The sequence below is a fragment of the Anoxybacillus tepidamans PS2 genome (genome assembly GCF_000620165.1).
In the GTDB taxonomy this organism is placed as follows: Bacteria; Bacillota; Bacilli; order Bacillales; family Anoxybacillaceae; genus Anoxybacteroides; species Anoxybacteroides tepidamans_A.
On the sequence record NZ_JHVN01000028.1, the window covers coordinates 1 to 17,829 of the forward strand.

Consider the following 17,829-nt stretch of genomic DNA (forward strand, 5'->3'; position numbering starts at 1 on the left):
GACATCTATGATCGAATGAGGAATCGTCGGTTATCGGCAAGGGGCAAGGTGTTGCGATCAGTTCGTCCCGCCACGATCGAGCGAAGTTTCGCAGAAAGCAAAGAACTCCACGGTCTTCGCTTTGCGCGGTACCGAGGAGTTCGATACGTACAGATTCAGGTTTGGATCACCGCCATGATCCAAAACCTAAAAAAATGGGCCAAATTACGATCCCTTCAACTCTATGGCCTATCTTTAACGTATCAAATGTAAAGCCAAAAGAAAAGAAAAAGTTCACATGTTCCGTGAACTTTTTCTTGACGCCTGACTTTTTCAACACTTTGACACGCTGCCGTATGAATACGGCAGCGTGTTTTATTTTTCCCTTCTTTCAAGAATATTTTTTGCCATTATGTGGATAATAAAAGAGGTCAATTTTGATAGAAAGGACGATCCTCCTGTATGGACGATTTAATCATTGCCCGCAGCCTTTTCGGAACAACAATGGCATTTCATATTATCTTTGCCACGCTCGGAGTCGGGATTCCGCTCATGATTTTATGCGCCGAACTTCTTTATCAAAAAACAAAGGACCACGATTATGCAGTGATGGCCAACCGCTGGACAAAAGGCTTAGCTGTACTGCTTGGGGTTGCAATCCCTTCCGGAACCATCGCTGGAGTGCAGCTTTCTTTATTATGGCCTGGTTTTATGGAGGTTATTGGAAAAGTAATGGCACTTCCTTTTCAAATTGAAATCTATGCTTTTTTTGTGGAGGCATTATTTATGTCCATTTACGTATATGCCGCGGACCGTATTTCACCGGCAATGAGAATTTTGAGTGTCACTCTTGTCGCGCTTGGTGCAAGTGCCTCAGCCATTCTCATTACGAACGTCCACGCCTTTGAAGGTACCCCCGCCGGCTTTCGCATCGAAAACGGGGAAATTGTCGATGTGGACCCGTGGGCTGCCTTTTTTAACCCGAGCTTCTTCGTGACAGCTGGTCATGTGACCGTATCAGCTTTTATGACGGGCGCGTTTGTAATTGCTTCAATAGCAGCCTACAAAATGCTGCGTGACAAAAAACATGAAAGATTATATCAATTCCATCGTAAAGCTTTGATGCTTGCGCTTGCCGTTGGCGGAATTTTCTCCATTTTGACCGCTCTAAACGGACATGAATCAGCACAGCTTTTGCACAAATACCAACCAGAAAAACTCGCGGCGGCGGAAGGGCTGTTTGAAACACAATCCCACGCTCCGCTTGCGATCGGCGGATTCACGGACCGCGATACCCAGTCTGTGAAATGGGCGATTGAAATTCCGTGGGCGCTTAGCTTTTTGGCTGGAGATCGCTTCGATACCGTTGTCAAAGGGTTGAACGATTTTCCCGAAGAATGGTGGCCTCCTTTGTTTGTCCATACACTATTTAACGCAATGGTCGGCATCGGGATGCTATTAATTTTTCTCTCCGTCACTGGCTTTATATGGAATAAAGCAATGAAACGCACTGATTTCCCTCGCCTATTTATGTGGGCAGTCATTGCTTCCGGCCCATTAGCGGTTCTTTCAGTTGAATTCGGGTGGATTTTCGCTTGTACAGGAAGGCAACCTTGGGTCATTTACCATATGATGAAAACAGAGGAAGCGGTAACACAGACGGGCAATTTAGCTATTTTATTTATTCTATTCACTGTTATTTATGTCGTATTGAGTGTCGCTGTTGTACTCGTATTAAAATATTACTTCCGTCGCCATCCTATTATCAATGAACTTGATAGACATTCGTACAACAGCGCAAACCATATCACACAATAAAAGGGAGACGAGGATAGGATGACAAACGAACTAATCGCCATTAGCGTACTATGGGGTTTTATTTTCATATATGCTGTGATGGCGACGATGGATTTTGGCGCTGGATTTTGGTCGATGGTTTATATTAATCGTGAAAAAACGAAAGCGACAAATATCGCCAATCGCTACTTATCTCCAACGTGGGAAGTAACCAATGTATTTATTGTTGCGATTGTTGTAGCGCTTGTTAGTTTCTTTCCCGGTGCAACGTTCCTTTTAGGGACCGTACTGCTTATTCCTGGAAGCATTATTTTACTGCTTCTCGCCATCCGCAGCGCGTTTTTAGTTTTTGCGCATATAGCTAAAGAATATGAAAAAGTGCTTACATACGTTTCAGGGATTAGCGGCATTATTATTCCTGCCTTTCTAATTAGCGTACTTCCGATTACGCATGGGGGATTTATCGAGACTATTGATGGAGTCGCGAAGCTGCGGATGGACAAACTATTTACAAGTCCGCATGAATACGCCTTTATCGGATTTGCGATTGCCAGCACATTATTCCTCTCTTCACTATTGCTCGCTGACTACTCTAATGCGGCGAATGAACTTGACGCATACCAAGTTTATCGGAGAGATGCCCTTTTTCTTGGCCCTATTTCGTTGCTGATGGCGCTTTTCATTATGTTAACGATGCGAAGTGAAGCAGCGTGGCTATATGAACGAATGATCGACTATCTCCCTTGGTTAATCGGTTCGGTGATGATGTTTGCCATTGCTGGTATCGCCTTATTTTTGCCGTCCACCAAATACACAACGGTAAAAGGCAAACCTCGTCTTGCTGTTGTAGCTATTGTCATTCAATACTTTTTAGCAAGTTATGCTTATGGCAAAGCGCATCTCCCTTACATGATTTATCCAAACGTTACGATCCAATCGGGATTTACGCATCCTAATACATTTCGCGCCTTGTTTGTTTCATATATAGTGGGATTTGTTATCCTTTTTCCGGGGTTTATTTATTTTTGGCGCCTGTTTATGAAGGATAAACGCTATCTCCAATCAAATGATCCGTCATAGATGACAAAAGCCTCTTTGGGGATTCCAAAGAGGCTGAGTCTACTATTCAATCGAACGTACATATTCAGCAATAGCAGCAATTTCGCCGTCAGTTAAAGCAGTTGCTTCTTTCGTTTGATGTCGCTTAATCGCTTCCTCAATCGTTTTCGCACTGCCGTCATGCAAGTAAGGCGCTGTTGCCCACACGCCGCGTAATGTCGGTGTATCCCATTGCTTCGGTGTACGCGGATTCGTAAAATGCGCCCTTGCATCTCCATTAGAAGCTTGATCTTGCGGATTAGCGGTGCCAATATCGTGCAAATAAGCGGTATTTGCTGTTGTGAGTTTTCCGTTTTTATCAACTGCCTTGACACTATCCGTAAAATACTCGCCGCCGTGACAGCTCAGGCAATTTCCTTTTCCGTTAAATAGTTTTTCTCCCTCTTTTGCTTTAACGGTTAAACTTCCATCTTTATTTCGATACGGGCTCTTTGGAACAGGAAATGAATTTGGATCATTTAAATAAGCAAGAATCGCATCATACATATGCTGCACATTAGGCGGAAGCGGCTTGCTTGGGTCGATCGTTGTCATGCCGCCCATTTCATTTTGCACCGTATGAATATAATCGGTAAAATCATCGCGAGAACCGTCCCACATAAACAATCCTGTTTTTGTTGTTAAAATATTGCTTGGAACGTTGCGCGGTCCTTTTGGTGTCAGCAATGTCAATTTATTAATATCGCCGTCACTATGGCACGAAGCGCAGCTCATCCAATTGTTCCCTGTAATATTTGCTGCGAATTCATCGCTGTTAGCACTATAAAATATTGTTTTTCCTTCCCTCACAAGCGGCGAAAGCGAGTCTTTCGCAATGAGACGCACTGTTCCCTTGAGCGCTTTTGCTTTGGCATAAGGACTTTTTCCTCCGGTTTGAATCGTTGCTAGATCGTGGCTCATGGCATTGTGCACAAATAATGTTTTTCCATTCGGGGAAATAACAATTCCACGCGGATTGTTCCCTTCAATACGGCGTAAAATTTGCGTTGCGTTTCCGCCGCGCTTTAAATCAAACACGACTAAATCTTCGCTTCCAGACATCACGGCGTACATTTTGCTTCCATCCGGTTGAAATGCAAGATCATATGGATTGGAAACAATCATTGTTTCGTTTTTGATATCTTTCACATTAATTTCTGCGAACAATTCTTTTCGTTCATCCATTAATTCTTCATCTTTCTCTAAATCGATCACAGAAATGGCCGGGAAAACAGTTTCCTCAAACTGAATTGGCGTATCAATATTGGTCAATAAATGCGGCACATATGCTTTTTTTCCATCGGGAGCAATAACAAATTGCTCAAGCGTATTAGGAACCCCCTGGCTTTTTTTTCGATCGGCCTGATCCGGCGATGGCGCCAACGTGATTTCTTTTATCACTTGATTTTTTTTCGTATCAATAACGCTAATTTTCGGATCTAAATAATGCGGCACATATAGCTTTTTCCCATCCGCTGTAATGGCTAGCGTACGCGGACGATCGCCAACTTCGATTTCTCTTATTTCCTTTCCTTTCTTTAAATCGAACACAGAAATCGAACCAGAACGGTAGTTGGCAACATAGAGCGTGCTTCCATCTTGGCTTGTCACAAGACCAAACGGCTCAATACCTGTCTTTAAATGACCGACGACTTTTTTCTCTTTTAGAGAAATAATATCGACACGATCATCATGCATACAAGATACATATAAAAATTGCTCGTCCGGGCTTAGCGTCAGTTGTCTCGGCTCTTTTCCGACCGGAATTTCTGCTGTTTTCTTTTTTGTACGCGCATCCAATATGGTGACAGAATTCACGTCAATATTTGCGGTATACAACGTCGTTCCTTTTTTGTTAATCGCAATGTTATCGCTATGAACTGTATAATTCCGAACAACCTTTTGTTCCGAATGAAACGCTGGGCTTGCCTGACATCCCATTAACAATAAAAACAAAACAAAGCTGCCCCACCTTTTCATACCATTCCCCCGCTTTGAATTTACGCAAATGAAAACCATTATCATTGTATACGAAAAAGCGGCAAATCTCAACGATTGCCGCTTCATTTTTCTATTTGCTTTTTACTTCTACATTCAGTAGCACTGGGGCAATTCCATATTTGCCATGGCCCGCCTGTACTTGCGGTACATGGTCCCCGTCTGTATTTCCTGACTTATCACCTTTTATATACACATCGCCCGTATCCCAAAACTCACTTGCCTGCATTCCTTCTTTCAAGCTTGGACCATCGATAATTTGATCGTAAAAATCAACATATCTCGAGATGATCGTTTCCCTGTCTAGCGCCTTTACCGGCTCATCGGAATCCGTGTTGTTTAAGTTATTTAGAGCAACACGAAATACGCCTGATAACGCTCCAGCGACAAATGGAGTGTACTTCATTTCATCTTTTCCTGTTTTGTAAACATGCAATTGTTTATCCCAAAAATGTTTGTCCATCGCCGCATAAATGTTGCGTGCTGCTTCACGGTATCGCTCATCTTTTGTTGCTAAAAAGGCGGCTGTTAATCCGCGAATCGCCCCAAGCTGCGCAAGAAGTGTAGGCTCCGACTGTTCTGCGCCTTGTCCAATAATAAAACCGTTGGCCACAAGTCCATCTTTTCTTACAAGTTTCTCAACAATAAAATCAGCTTGCTTTTTGATTAGTTCAAGCGCTCGCTTGCCTTCTTGAGTTCCAAGTCCTTGCGCCTGCTCCCCGCTTGCGTAACCAACCGGCAATCCATCAATCGCTCGTTCAAAAATGCGCAATGCTTCCATCGTATATCCTGCTTGGAACGTATCGACTCGTTTGTCTTGCTCATTTCCGTTATGCTCTTCGACAAAAGCTCCAATTCCTTGATGAAAATGCATCGTATCAATATTTTTAAATACTTGTAGCAATACATCGCGATTGACAGAATACGGATCTGTCGAAACAACATCATTTGCCTCGTTGCTGTCGAGATTCTCTTTTGGAGCCTTCGGATATGGTGCTCCATCAAATACCGCTAAAAATGCAGAATTTTGATTTTTGTTGTCAGGGCGCTGATCGGTCATCCCGTAAAATTCCGATGCTGGCCAGAGCATCAACCATTGATCTTGCAACAAGCTTCTTTTATCTTTTACTAAAAGTTGCTTTGCCTTTGGCGCTAGCTCGTTACCGTCTTCCACTACTTCAATTTGATGCGGCAAGTAAACGAAGCCTTTTTGCGGTTCATACTGGCTTCCGATCGCTTTTGTCAATGCCTGTTTCTTTGCATCGTAAAATAAATGGTCACGTACAAAATTTAATTTGTTCCAAATTTCTTCAGTTAAAATCATCCCTTGCATTCCATCAGCTGAACTTACACCAAGAGCAATATTCGGATCTTGGTCATCAGTTGATGTTTTTGCTTCAAGTTCTTCATCTTTATCGACTGTATGAAGCCCTCCTAAAAAATCTCCCGCCCAAAGCGCTTGTTTTAAGAACACTCCCCCGTAAGCAGATGGAGTCAATATTTTATCCATTTTGCCTCTATCCCAGCGCAGCGACTGGAAATCTACTTGGTAGACAGGTACATATGTTTTATCATCGTTTTCGGCATAGACGTCTGTATCGACTTTCTGCGCATAATGCGGATCACCGCCTGCATATTCAATCATCGTCGGAAACATGTTGCGGAAAATTTCTTCATGTGGGTATCCAACACTATCGGCTAGTTCATAAAATCGGTTCGCCAATGCCTCGTCATTCGCTTTCTTTTGCTTTTGTGCCCACTGTTCCGTGATCGGACCGTGAATTAAATGCAAGCCTAGTCCTGATTTCTCCGTTACCTCATACATCGCTTCTTCGGAGTATTCATAAGATTCAATCCCTGCTGTATAGTCGAATTTAGTTGGTTTGTTCACTTTGCGGGCATCCAACACATCTAAATCAAGACCAAGTCCTTCGGCTAGAGGTTCTCCCGATAACTCAAATTCTGAATAAGCAAACATGTTGCCAGCCGTATCAAATGAATAGTCAGTAACTGGTACAGTAATGCTTGACGATATTCCTTTCCCTTTATTGACCTCATTGGCTGGCGTACAGGATGTAGCAAGCAATAATGACGATGTAAGTGCCGCTGTCGTCACTATTTTCGCTGGTTTTGTCTTCATAACTAAAAGTCCCCCTATGGTATTAGAAATGATTCTCACTATCGTTTATTTTATCGTAAATTCCTTTATGCGCAACTTTCGTTTTTAACACATTCACCGAGAAGTCTCCCACCTCTAAATGAAATGTAGGTGGGGGAGGTTCATGAAGCAATATCATGTATTTTACATTCCCCTGTAAAAAGAGAACAAAATTCAATTTTCTGCGGCTTCATATCTTTCATGCTCTCAAAGGCCGCCATGACATTGCGTATATAATGAGAATAGAACCATTCATCTTCTTGCAGTATAAATTTGCGAATGATGCACTGTCCCTGCTGGTAATAGGCAATATCAATATCGACTTGCTTTGTTGCACACCCAACTTTCTCAAATAAAAGAACCCAGTCAATCATTGGGCTTAAAAAGCGAAGCAAGTAGTCCGTCGTTTGCGCAAGCACTATATAATAATGAACATTAGAATTAAAAAAATCCGGATTAATTCGCTTCCAATGCTTCTCGACGAGCTTTATTACAAGAAAGGCGGAACGCAAAGCAAGAGGTGTTTGATAATATTCTTTAATAATTTGCCGTAACGCCTCATGAAACGTTTGCCGCCAATTTTCAAACACGGATAACTTAACAGCGTTCATTCGTATGTATCCCTCCACCCATCAATTAGCCCGCCTAGCTGCTCTTGCTTTTTGGAGAACTGGATGAATTGAACTCCATGAGCGTTTGACAAAATAGATCGGCTTTGCTTGGTTTTTCGCCTTTTGTTTAATGGCTTTCGCTAAATTATGATTGACATAATCCGTCATCACAAGAACGAGATCGATATGCTCAGGAATATCCCGTCGCACCATATTTACTTTTCGACCATCGAGATGGATAATTTCTTTAAATCCCGAATCCATTAATTTATCGGTAATGTTTCCTAAATGATCGGCACCTACTACCAACAACGATGACATGCCCGTTTCCCTCCATCGTTCTCTATTTGTTTTTTATTCTAATTGAGAATGATTATCTGTGTCAATAATTAATGATAAATATTCTCAATAAAATTTCTTATTATTGCCGTTATATCTTTTTGACAAACAGGCAAAATAATCATGTATTTCACTTATCCTATTTACGGAGGGGATCACAATGGCGAAAGATGTACTTTGTGAAGTGAAAAACTGCCATTACTGGGAAAAAGGAAATCGCTGCGCTGCAGAAGCCATTTATGTCGTGAGCCATACTGGTACGATGGCTTCGGATTCAAGTGAAACCGATTGTAAAACATTTGTACCTAACGACGAAGTATAACGCTACACAGCGCCTTTTAATCATTTCATATGGTTAAAAGGCCTTTCTTTACATAAATCTTGGCAAAGAGAGGCGGCGTGCTGATGGGGAAAAAGGAAAGCTTAATTCGAGCATTTAAACAAGAAGTAAAGCGAACAAACCAATTTACATTTCCTATATGCGTCGACTCATTTACTAACTTATGGCAATATGAATTTGGAACCCTCGATGGACTGCCAAAAGAAATAGAACAATTAATTGCCTATCGAGCAATCGAATTAGGATTGATGGAATAACAATAAAGGGCTTCCCAGCAATGGGCAGCCCTTTATTGTTTCTTTCCTGGAATCAAATTTACAAGTTCACGGCGCAGCAGTTTTTTCGCTGCATTTCGCGGCAGCTCATCGACCATATATATATGTTTCGGCACTTTGTACTTTGCGAGCCGCTCCCCGCAAAACATGATCAACTGTTCAGGTGAGGTGGCATATCCATTTTTCAATTTCACAAATGCACATGGTACTTGTCCCCAACGCGCATCGTCTATTCCTGTGACACCAGCATCCTCTACCGCTTCGTGTGAAAGCAGCACCGCTTCGATTTCCGCGGGATACACGTTCTCTCCTCCAGAAATAATCAAATCCGAACGGCGATCCAATACATAAAGAAATCCTTCTTCATCCACATATCCAATATCGCCCGTATAAAACCAGCCATCACGAATGGATTTTTCTGTCGCGTCCGGTCGGTTCAAATATCCTTTCATTACATTTGGTCCCTTTACAATGATTTCCCCGGCTTCGTACGGATCGGCTTTCCGTCCGTTAATGTCGATGCGCAACTGCGCTGGAAACAAAGGCTTTCCAGCAGAACCTAATTTTAATAAGCTATATTCAGGAGCTAATGTGACGATTTGCGATGCGGTTTCCGTCATTCCATATGTTTGATACACTGGTATTTGTTTATCTCGGCATGCCTCCAAAAGCGGCTTCGGTGCCGGCCCGCCTCCGAGAAGCATACAACGAAACGTACTAGGATACGTACGCTCTCCCAGCTCTGCAATCATTTGCTGCAGCATCGCGCTGACAACGGACATGATCGTAGCATTTCCTGCAATAATCGCTTCATTCGCTTTTTTAGCATCAAATTGATCCATCACATAGACACTCATACCGTAGATGACGCTTCGCATTAAAATTGATAAACCGCTAATATGAAAAAAAGGAACCGCTGCAAGCCAACAATCGGTTTCATTTAATCCTAAATTTAAAACGGAGCCAACCGCACTCCACCAATGATTTCCGTACGTTTGCAAGACCCCTTTTGGTTTTCCTGTTGTCCCTGACGTATACATAATGGTCGCTACATCGTCAAAATAATATTCTTGCTGCGGTATGATTTGTGCTGGAGATATCATTGCTAAATCGCTTGTTTTAACGGTTTGAACTTCTGTTTCGGCCGCATAACTTTCCCATTCATCGTCAACAATCCACCATTTTGCTCCGCTATCCTCAAGCTGCCAGCGAAGCTCATGAACAGTTAGTCTTACATTTTGCAGCAACACAATCGCCCCGATATAATGAAGGGCGTGAATCACTTCTACCATTGTAAGGCTGTTTCGCATCAATAAAGCGACAATATCACCGCGTTGTACTCCGAGACATGCTAATTTTCCCGCTGTTTTTACTACCGCTTCATGAAGTTCGGCAAATGTTCTCCGTTCATCTTCGCTATAAATCGCAATACGTTCCGGTGTCAAAAACGCGCGTTGCACTAACCAGTTGGGAGTTGATGTATACATATAACCCTCTCCTTTGCTCAATACAAAGAAACAGCTTGATGTGGTCCATCAAGCTGTTATACCCCCTTCTTTTCGCATCACGGAAAACGTGGGAATTGTTTAAAGTCTGGTTTGCGTTTTTCTTTGAAAGCGTCTCTTCCTTCTTTTGCCTCATCTGTCGTATAATACAACAATGTTGCGTCACCTGCAAGCTGTTGAATGCCCGCAAGGCCATCGGAATCGGCATTGAATGCTGCTTTTAAGAAACGGATCGCCATTGGGCTTTTCTCCAAAATTTCTTCCGCCCATTTCACCGTTTCTTCCTCTAGCTGCTCTAATGGAACAACCTTGTTAACAAGTCCCATTTCCAACGCCTCTTGCGCGTTATATTGACGGCATAAGTACCAAATTTCACGCGCTTTCTTATGCCCAACAATACGCGCTAAATATCCAGCGCCATAGCCGCCGTCAAAGCTGCCCACTTTTGGACCAGTTTGTCCAAAAATCGCATTTTCTGCTGCGATCGTTAAATCACAAACGACATGCAACACATGCCCTCCGCCGATCGCATAACCAGCTACCATTGCAATTACCGGTTTTGGAATAACACGGATAAGGCGTTGTAAATCCAATACATTTAACCGTGGAATTTCGTCCTCCCCGACATAACCGCCGTGACCGCGCACTTTTTGGTCACCGCCAGAGCAGAACGCTTTTTCGCCCGCACCTGTCAAAATAATGACACCGATCTTTGAATCATCGCGCGCATAGGAAAAGGCATCAATTAATTCTTGGACTGTTTTTGGACGAAACGCGTTATGTACTTCTGGACGATTAATGGTGATCTTTGCAATTCCGTTATACGTCTCGTACAAAATATCTTCATACTGACGCTCGGCTACCCACTCAATGGCCATCCGTATATCCTCCTTTTTCGATAAACTCATCTATTATTTTAGCAAAAATCTCCCGCTGTTCCACATGAATTGCATGTCCTGCGTCGAAAATTTTCGAAACATAAGAATTGGGGAGCAGTTTTGCCATTTCAAATGCGATTTTGCAAAACTTCTCATCCCATTCTCCACAAAGAACCAATGTCGGAATAGTTATTTGCGACAAATGCCCCCACCAAGAAGGCTGGCTCCCTGCTCCCATGCCGCGCAAACTGTTTGCCAATCCTTTAGCCTGCTGCTTTACACGTTCCATCCGAATTTGTTCCTGTACCTTTGCAGGAAGGAGCTTTTGTGAAGCGAAAAGCGGCAGCTGCTCCCATTTCTTGACGAACGCCTCCACTCCGTATTGCTCAATCTCTTTTGCAAGTGCTTCGTCGCTTTCGATGCGCCTTTGCTGTTCCTCCCTCGTTTTTAATCCCGGTGAACTGCTCTCTAGCATCAATGTTTTTACCCGCTCGGGATAACGAATCGCAAACGTAAGCGCAAGCCTTCCCCCCATTGAATAACCAAGAACATTGGCTGTTTCGACCTTTAATTGCTGCAATAGTTCGTTAAGGTCTTTTGCTACACTTTCAATATCGTATCGCTCTAATTCATCAGGGCAATCGGTTTGTCCATGCCCGATAATATCGACCATGATAAGTTTTCGCTGTTTCCAATAGGCGAGGAATGGTTTCCATGTTTCCGTACTCCCCGTGAATCCGTGTAGCAATACTAACGGCTCACCTTCTCCGTAGACTTCCACATGATACGTAATACCACGAACCGCGATTTTCATAGTGTTCCCCTTTTTTTGAGAAATTCACTAACGCCTTGAGAAACATTTTTCCACAGAAGCCGATGTTTCACGACATTTTCTTGTCTTAATGTACATAGTTCAATGACGTGCAACCCTTTTGATTCAACCGACTGCCTCACACAGCAGCGGAAATCGTCCCATGTATCTGCCTTTTGATAATGGCCGTCATACATTCGGACGACGTGTTCAAACTGTAAATCCGTCGGTGTTCCAAATAACGTTTCAAAGTGCTTATCATAGCTCGCTTGCGGCAAGAAAGAAAAAATACCGCCGCCGTTATTATTAATGACAATAATGGTTGCGTTCAATCGATGGAGCTTAGCTGCCAACAGTCCGTTTAGATCATGGTAAAAAGAAAGATCGCCAATCACAAGCACAACCGGTTCCTCTACGACGCTTGCCCCTAAAGCGCTAGAAACGACCCCATCGATGCCATTGGCTCCGCGGTTAGCGATCACGCGAATTTGCTTGTTGTTTCCCATGAAAAACGTATCTGCATCGCGGATCGGCATGCTGTTTCCAACAAACAATAAAGAACGCTCTGGGAGAAGCTCCGCCAACTCAATAAATACTCTCCCTTCAAACATCTCACTTTCTTTTCCGACCTCAAGAAGAGTTTCTTTTGCCAATTGATTAACTGCCTGCCATGTTTGTACCCACTCACTCTTGACGGCGCGATGAGTGACTAGCTTGGCTAAGCGAGAGCAAAATTCGACTTCGTCGCAATAAACCATTTGTGAAGCTGTAAACGTCGGTTCGCGCCATCCACCTTCTCCATCGACTACGATCTGCTCAATCGATGGATGGTTCTTTAGTAATAGGGATAGTGGCTTTGAAACTGGCATCGCTCCAAAACGAATGACTACATCAGGCAACAGTTCTTTTGCTAGGGCATCATCCTTTAAAATGGCATCATAGCTTTCAATAATGTAGTCTTTTGTATGCATGCCGCTGCGAAGTTGAGAAAGCGGATCTGCCAAAATCGGATATTGCAGTTTTTCAGCCAGCGTTGTAACAGCTTCCGCAAACTCTGGTACATCTATATCGCCGCAAATAATCCAGCCTTTCTCAGCATGCGAAAGTCGCTCATACAATTGTTGAAATTGTTCATCCCCTAGCGTTTTCTTACCGATAGTCACTTGAACATAAGAAGGCTCTTTTGCTTCAATCTGCTCCCACGTTTGCTCGGTAACAGCTGGTACAAGCGGTTCACGAAGCGGAAAGTTTAAATGAACAGGACCGCGTGGAGCCGTCATCGCCATCGCTGCAGCTCTTGCTGCCATCATGCGGGCATAGCGCAACATTCCATTTCCACTCTCAGGAAGCGCCATATCTACAAACCACTTTGCATGCTTTCCATAAATATGAATTTGATCAATCGCTTGCGGAGCGCCAACATCGCGAAGCTCGTGCGGACGGTCTGCTGTCAAAACAATTAGGGGAACTCTAGAATAATAAGCTTCGACGACGGCTGGAAAATAGTTCGCTGCCGCTGTTCCCGATGTACAAAGCAAAGCTACAGGTTTTCGTTTCGCTTTTGCTATCCCTAGCGCGAAAAAAGAGGCTGAGCGCTCATCAATACTCATATAGACTTGCATGTCCGGATGTTCCGCCATCACAATGGCAAAAGGCGTTGAACGTGACCCTGGACTCACCACGACATCTCGTACTCCAGCCTTGGCTAATTCGTCTACAAACGCAGCTACATACAGCGTCAAATCATCGTTCATTTTACTTCACTCCTAATGCGGACAACATTGGCTTCAATTTAACCTTTGTTTCCTCATATTCGCTCAACGGATCTGAATCACCTACGACACCGCATCCAGCAAAAAGAAATGCTGCTTTCCCCTGCAATAGCCCGGAACGTATGGCCACAGCAAATTCTCCATTTCCTAATGCATCGACCCATCCAATTGGTGCTGCATACCATCCTCGATCAAGCGGTTCGATTTCTCGAATCGTTTCAAGCGCTTTCTCTCTCGGAGTGCCTCCTAAAGCAGGAGTGGGATGCAATCGCTTTACAAGGGAAAACAGTGAAACATCTTTGCCGCCCTCGCCGATAACAGGAGTATATAGATGCTGAATATCCCTCATTTTGAGCAGTTGAGGTGCTGATGGAATATGAACATGGTAGCACATTTCTGTCATCGCTTCTTTAATCATTTCTACAACAAATCGGTGTTCATTCAAATTTTTTCCATCTTGAAGCAACCATTGTCCAAGCTGCTCATCCTCTGTCACTGTTTTTCCGCGCCGAATCGAGCCAGCTAAACACGCTGAATAGAAGGCGTCTCCTTCTTTTTTGACAAGCTGCTCAGGGGAAGCTCCAATAAAGCAATTTTCCCCTTGTTCAAAGGCAAAAAGATAACTAAATGGCTGCTGTTCCCTCAATCTCTCAAGCACAATACTTGGCGCTAATCGGCCATTAAACGTAAATCCTACCTCGCGCGCTAAGACGACTTTGTCGAATTCTCCTTCGCTTATACTTCCAATGACCTTTCGCACCGCATCGATCCATTCATCCTTTTTAATTTCTTCATATTGCATAATTGAAGGAGTGGAAAAAAGAGGCCGGTGCTCTTCCCCATATAACAATGTGATCAGCTGTTCGATGTTCTCAACAATTTCTTTATTGTTTTGCGAAGGTACCGTGATCGTAATAACCGTATTTTGTTCTTTTACGGACAATAATACCGTCGGCACAATAAATTTTGCATTCGGGAACTTGTCCCACCTCTCTGTTTTTCGTTTCAATGGGTCAAAAGAAAATCCACCAAATATAAGAGGCGTTGCGTTCGTTCCATTTGAACGAATCTCGGTCATCGTAATAAAGCGCTTCCATTCCCTTTCAATTGTAGAGAAACGTTGTTCCTGCTCTTCCGAAGTGATCGCATACGTACATCCTAACCCCACATAAGTGGTCGCGTTGGAACGATCCGCCCAATAAAACCTATCGTTAAATGGGCTTGTCTCCCCAAGCATAAATAAATAAATAGGGTCGATGGACGGAAACGTCTCACTCCAGCTAATAAACGGCTTATTTGCCGATTTTGCGATTAAAGCTAATTGTTCTTGAATTTTATATTGGTATGAAATTGCCACTGTGATCCCGCTTTCCTCATATTACTAACTTTTTAAATAAATGCGTGAAGACCTTGTATCACTTTCCATTATATAAAATAGGAAATAATTTATCTATTCTTAAGGGGTTGACACCTTTTAAACGTTTACCTACACTTATTTTGAATCTTTTTTGAACAACTCTTTTATTTTATCCTAATACGAGGGGTATGATTTATGCAATCACCATTACCTAAACAACAAGCATCTACATTAAAATACAGCCGGGATTGGCGTGTATGGTGGAGGCTCACTCGCCCTCATACGCTAACCGCCGCTTTCGTTCCAGTATCAATTGGCACGGCGCTTGCTTTCCGGGAGACGACGGTTCACATCTCTTTATTTATCGCCATGCTCATTGCATCTTTACTAATTCAAGCGGCAACGAATATGTTTAACGAGTATTACGATTATAAGCGCGGTCTAGATTCCGCCGAATCGGTCGGGATCGGCGGCGCCATTGTCCGTGAAGGCATCGCTCCCAAAACAGTACTTTTACTAGCAGTTTCATTTTTTGCTATGGCTATGCTCATTGGGGTATATATTTGCATGAATAGCAGCTGGTGGCTAGCAGTAGTGGGCACCATTTGTATGGCGGCAGGATATTTTTACACAGGCGGTCCTGTTCCAATTGCATATACACCTTTTGGCGAACTGGCAGCAGGATTTTTTATGGGACTCATCATTATTTTGATTTCCTTCTTTATACAAACAGGTAGTATCACAATCGCTCCTGTAGTTATTTCCATTCCGATTGCCGTTCTAGTTGGTGCTATTTTATTAGCCAATAATATTCGCGACCTTGACGGCGACCAAAAACATGGACGAAAAACACTCGCCATTTTAGTCGGCCGGTCAAACTCGATCCGCATATTAGGAGGAATGTTTACCGCTTCGTTTGCTTGGATGATCGGATTAGTGGCGTTGCACGTTGTTTCTCCTTGGACGTTGCTTGTGTTTTTGAGCGTGCCAAAAGCGATCACTGCGATTAAAGGGTTTATTGGAAAAACAAAACCGATTGAAATGATGCCAGCTATGAAAGCAACTGCGCAAACAAATACACAGTTTGGTTTTTTATTAGCAATTGGCCTTTTGATTAGTCACTGGTTGTAACACGGTTATTTGACCGTGTTTTTTTTTATTTTTCGTTCATACTACATCATAAAGGCTTATTTAGGAAGGAGAATCTCCCAATGCTAACAAATGAACAACTATCCGCCTTCCGCACGCAACTTCTTAAGGCAAAACAAGAGGTAGAAGAACGGCTTCATAAAAATGATCATTTTGGTATGGAACGAAGCCATGCTCACGATGCCGTCGGTGAATTAGCTAGCTACGACAACCATCCAGCCGACGAAGCGACAGAGTTGTACGAAAGAGAAAAAGACTTTGCGCTCAATGAACATACCGAAAGAGAACTAAAAGAAATTGAACGAGCGCTCGCAGCGATCGATAACGGAACGTATGGCATATGCGAAAAATGTGGAAAAGCAATTCCATTCGAAAGGCTCGAAGCATTACCAACGACTACCTTCTGTAAAGAGCATAGCCCGGATCAAACGGTGTCGCAACAGCGTCCTCTTGAGGAAGGAGTATTAATGCCTCCTTTCGGAAAATTTGACTTTGACGATCGAGATGTTGTGGCATATGATGCGGAAGATGCTTGGCAAGAAGTGGCACGCTATGGATCATCCGACACCCCGTCAGATTTATGGCAGGACGTTGATCATTATAATGAAGCGTACACAGAATCGAAAGAGAACATCGGATATGTCGAGGATTTTGAAAACTTTGCCGCCGTTGATTTATACGGTCAGCCGATGGCCATTTATCCGACGCCAGAGCATGAAGAATTTGAACATATACTTGATAACGAAGAAATAATGTCCAACATCGGCGATTTACCTGCTTATGAAAAAGATCCTTATACTGAAGAAGCGGCTAAAAAAAGACAAAAATAAATGCGAAGACCATCAAGCTGCATACATTTGCGGCAATGGTCTTTACTTATTTTTGAAACTAAACAGGATAACTACACGTAATAGAAGAATGTATACATTACAAAAACTAAATAGAGGTGAAAGAAATGAATGCGCATGAAATTGATTATAAATTGTATGGCGATGACATGCAATTTGTAGAGATTGAACTTGATCCTCAGGAAAGTGTCATCGCAGAAGCGGGCGGAATGATGATGATGGAAGATGGAATTGAAATGGAAACCGTTTTTGGAGATGGAGCGAGCTCTAGCAAAGGTTTTTTTAATAAACTTGTCGGCGCTGGAAAACGGCTTTTAACAGGGGAAAGCTTATTTATGACGGTCTTTACCAACAATGGCGCTGAAAAACGCCGTGTTTCTTTTGCTGCTCCATATCCAGGAAAAATTATTCCAATTGATTTAAGCGAACTAGGGGGAAAGGTAATTTGCCAAAAAGACGCATTTCTTTGCGCTGCCAGAGGTGTTTCTGTCGGCATTGATTTCCAGCGCAAACTTGGTACAGGCTTTTTTGGCGGAGAAGGATTTATCATGCAAAAACTTGAAGGCGATGGGCTAGCCTTTTTACATGCTGGAGGAACTATTTATAAGAGAGAGCTGCAGCCGGGAGAAAAATTGCGTATCGATACAGGCTGCTTAGTGGCAATGACAAAAGAGGTTAACTACAATATCGAATATGTCGGCAAAATTAAAACCGCCTTTTTTGGCGGAGAAGGGCTCTTTTTTGCCACATTAACAGGTCCCGGAACCGTGTGGGTGCAATCATTACCGTTCAGCCGCTTGGCTGATCGTGTTATTGCAGCTGCCCCTTCTGCAGGGGGCCGTTCTGTTGGCGAAGGAAGCATTCTTGGCACGATCGGCGATTTGCTTAATGGAGATGACTAATGCTATGTACGG

Annotated in this window: 17 protein-coding genes; 8 read left to right on the forward strand and 9 right to left on the reverse strand. The window is 43.1% G+C overall.

Annotated features, from left to right (window positions below):
• The 3 genes from N667_RS18895 to N667_RS0115925 form a co-directional block, all read left to right on the forward strand.
• The coding region (locus tag N667_RS18895) for a transposase (RefSeq protein ID WP_035099147.1) at window positions 1-252 on the forward strand (252 nt) is incomplete at its 5' end.
• Window positions 253-441: 189 nt separating this feature from the next.
• The gene (locus tag N667_RS0115920; RefSeq protein WP_027410470.1) at window positions 442-1,797 is read left to right on the forward strand and encodes a cytochrome ubiquinol oxidase subunit I; all 1,356 of its coding nucleotides are present in this window, start codon (window positions 442-444) and stop codon (window positions 1,795-1,797) included.
• 18 nt (window positions 1,798-1,815) lie between these two features.
• Window positions 1,816-2,856, forward strand: a complete 1,041-nt coding sequence (locus N667_RS0115925; protein ID WP_027410471.1) for a cytochrome d ubiquinol oxidase subunit II — start codon at window positions 1,816-1,818, stop codon at window positions 2,854-2,856.
• Window positions 2,857-2,898: 42 nt separating this feature from the next.
• Here the strand turns inward: N667_RS0115925 and N667_RS0115930 are convergent, their stop codons facing one another.
• The 4 genes from N667_RS0115930 to N667_RS0115950 form a co-directional block, all read right to left on the reverse strand.
• On the reverse strand, window positions 2,899-4,854 hold the full coding sequence (locus N667_RS0115930; protein ID WP_027410472.1) for a beta-propeller fold lactonase family protein: 1,956 nt from the start codon (window positions 4,852-4,854) through the stop codon (window positions 2,899-2,901).
• A gap of 91 nt (window positions 4,855-4,945) precedes the next feature.
• On the reverse strand, window positions 4,946-7,012 hold the full coding sequence (locus N667_RS0115935) for a hypothetical protein (RefSeq protein ID WP_027410473.1): 2,067 nt from the start codon (window positions 7,010-7,012) through the stop codon (window positions 4,946-4,948).
• A 140-nt stretch (window positions 7,013-7,152) separates the two neighbouring features.
• Window positions 7,153-7,641 (reverse strand): hypothetical protein, encoded by a 489-nt coding sequence (locus N667_RS0115945; RefSeq protein ID WP_027410474.1) that lies wholly within the window; start codon window positions 7,639-7,641, stop codon window positions 7,153-7,155.
• 21 nt (window positions 7,642-7,662) lie between these two features.
• Window positions 7,663-7,962: a DUF2325 domain-containing protein gene (locus N667_RS0115950; protein ID WP_027410475.1), complete on the reverse strand. Its 300-nt coding sequence runs from the start codon at window positions 7,960-7,962 to the stop codon at window positions 7,663-7,665.
• Between the two features lie 178 nt (window positions 7,963-8,140).
• Between N667_RS0115950 and N667_RS19590 the strand changes: the two genes are divergently transcribed.
• On the forward strand, window positions 8,141-8,302 hold the full coding sequence (locus tag N667_RS19590) for a DUF1540 domain-containing protein (RefSeq protein WP_084279262.1): 162 nt from the start codon (window positions 8,141-8,143) through the stop codon (window positions 8,300-8,302).
• Window positions 8,303-8,385: 83 nt separating this feature from the next.
• Entirely contained in the window at window positions 8,386-8,577 is a 192-nt protein-coding gene (locus N667_RS0115960; protein ID WP_027410476.1) for a hypothetical protein, read from the forward strand.
• Window positions 8,578-8,609: 32 nt separating this feature from the next.
• Here N667_RS0115960 and N667_RS0115965 read toward each other — a convergent pair whose 3' ends face one another.
• From N667_RS0115965 to N667_RS0115985, 5 genes are all read right to left on the reverse strand, one after another.
• Window positions 8,610-10,082: an o-succinylbenzoate--CoA ligase gene (locus N667_RS0115965; protein ID WP_027410477.1), complete on the reverse strand. Its 1,473-nt coding sequence runs from the start codon at window positions 10,080-10,082 to the stop codon at window positions 8,610-8,612.
• Between the two features lie 77 nt (window positions 10,083-10,159).
• A complete protein-coding gene (gene menB / locus N667_RS0115970; protein WP_027410478.1) occupies window positions 10,160-10,978 on the reverse strand; it encodes a 1,4-dihydroxy-2-naphthoyl-CoA synthase in 819 nt (272 codons plus the stop codon).
• Window positions 10,968-11,792, reverse strand: a complete 825-nt coding sequence (gene menH, locus N667_RS0115975; protein WP_027410479.1) for a 2-succinyl-6-hydroxy-2,4-cyclohexadiene-1-carboxylate synthase — start codon at window positions 11,790-11,792, stop codon at window positions 10,968-10,970. Before menH ends, menB begins: the two co-directional genes overlap by 11 nt.
• A complete protein-coding gene (gene menD / locus N667_RS0115980; protein WP_027410480.1) occupies window positions 11,789-13,543 on the reverse strand; it encodes a 2-succinyl-5-enolpyruvyl-6-hydroxy-3-cyclohexene-1-carboxylic-acid synthase in 1,755 nt (584 codons plus the stop codon). The genes menH and menD overlap by 4 nt, the downstream gene beginning before the upstream one ends.
• Window position 13,544: 1 nt before the next feature.
• Window positions 13,545-14,918 carry an isochorismate synthase MenF gene (locus N667_RS0115985; protein WP_027410481.1) on the reverse strand — a complete coding sequence of 458 codons (1,374 nt, stop codon included), beginning with the start codon at window positions 14,916-14,918 and terminating at the stop codon, window positions 13,545-13,547.
• A gap of 195 nt (window positions 14,919-15,113) precedes the next feature.
• Between N667_RS0115985 and N667_RS0115990 the strand changes: the two genes are divergently transcribed.
• The 3 genes from N667_RS0115990 to N667_RS0116000 all read left to right on the forward strand — a co-directional run bounded on the left by N667_RS0115990 (window position 15,114) and on the right by N667_RS0116000 (window position 17,817).
• Window positions 15,114-16,049 (forward strand): 1,4-dihydroxy-2-naphthoate polyprenyltransferase, encoded by a 936-nt coding sequence (locus tag N667_RS0115990; RefSeq protein WP_027410482.1) that lies wholly within the window; start codon window positions 15,114-15,116, stop codon window positions 16,047-16,049.
• A gap of 80 nt (window positions 16,050-16,129) precedes the next feature.
• Window positions 16,130-16,897 (forward strand): yteA family sporulation protein, encoded by a 768-nt coding sequence (locus tag N667_RS0115995; RefSeq protein ID WP_027410483.1) that lies wholly within the window; start codon window positions 16,130-16,132, stop codon window positions 16,895-16,897.
• 125 nt (window positions 16,898-17,022) lie between these two features.
• Entirely contained in the window at window positions 17,023-17,817 is a 795-nt protein-coding gene (locus tag N667_RS0116000) for a TIGR00266 family protein (RefSeq protein ID WP_027410484.1), read from the forward strand.
• The last annotated feature ends 12 nt before the right edge of the window (window positions 17,818-17,829 follow it).

What these genes read in the sequence shown, in the direction of transcription:
- N667_RS0115920 (WP_027410470.1), top strand. Translation starts at nt 442, where the DNA reads ATGGACGATTTAATCATTGCCCGCAGCCTTTTCGGAACAACAATGGCA.
- N667_RS0115925 (WP_027410471.1), top strand. Translation starts at nt 1,816, where the DNA reads ATGACAAACGAACTAATCGCCATTAGCGTACTATGGGGTTTTATTTTC.
- N667_RS0115930 (WP_027410472.1), bottom strand. Translation starts at nt 4,854, where the DNA reads ATGAAAAGGTGGGGCAGCTTTGTTTTGTTTTTATTGTTAATGGGATGT.
- N667_RS0115935 (WP_027410473.1), bottom strand. Translation starts at nt 7,012, where the DNA reads ATGAAGACAAAACCAGCGAAAATAGTGACGACAGCGGCACTTACATCG.
- N667_RS0115945 (WP_027410474.1), bottom strand. Translation starts at nt 7,641, where the DNA reads ATGAACGCTGTTAAGTTATCCGTGTTTGAAAATTGGCGGCAAACGTTT.
- N667_RS0115950 (WP_027410475.1), bottom strand. Translation starts at nt 7,962, where the DNA reads ATGTCATCGTTGTTGGTAGTAGGTGCCGATCATTTAGGAAACATTACC.
- N667_RS19590 (WP_084279262.1), top strand. Translation starts at nt 8,141, where the DNA reads ATGGCGAAAGATGTACTTTGTGAAGTGAAAAACTGCCATTACTGGGAA.
- N667_RS0115960 (WP_027410476.1), top strand. Translation starts at nt 8,386, where the DNA reads ATGGGGAAAAAGGAAAGCTTAATTCGAGCATTTAAACAAGAAGTAAAG.
- N667_RS0115965 (WP_027410477.1), bottom strand. Translation starts at nt 10,082, where the DNA reads ATGTATACATCAACTCCCAACTGGTTAGTGCAACGCGCGTTTTTGACA.
- menB (WP_027410478.1), bottom strand. Translation starts at nt 10,978, where the DNA reads ATGGCCATTGAGTGGGTAGCCGAGCGTCAGTATGAAGATATTTTGTAC.
- menH (WP_027410479.1), bottom strand. Translation starts at nt 11,792, where the DNA reads ATGAAAATCGCGGTTCGTGGTATTACGTATCATGTGGAAGTCTACGGA.
- menD (WP_027410480.1), bottom strand. Translation starts at nt 13,543, where the DNA reads ATGAACGATGATTTGACGCTGTATGTAGCTGCGTTTGTAGACGAATTA.
- N667_RS0115990 (WP_027410482.1), top strand. Translation starts at nt 15,114, where the DNA reads ATGCAATCACCATTACCTAAACAACAAGCATCTACATTAAAATACAGC.
- N667_RS0115995 (WP_027410483.1), top strand. Translation starts at nt 16,130, where the DNA reads ATGCTAACAAATGAACAACTATCCGCCTTCCGCACGCAACTTCTTAAG.
- N667_RS0116000 (WP_027410484.1), top strand. Translation starts at nt 17,023, where the DNA reads ATGAATGCGCATGAAATTGATTATAAATTGTATGGCGATGACATGCAA.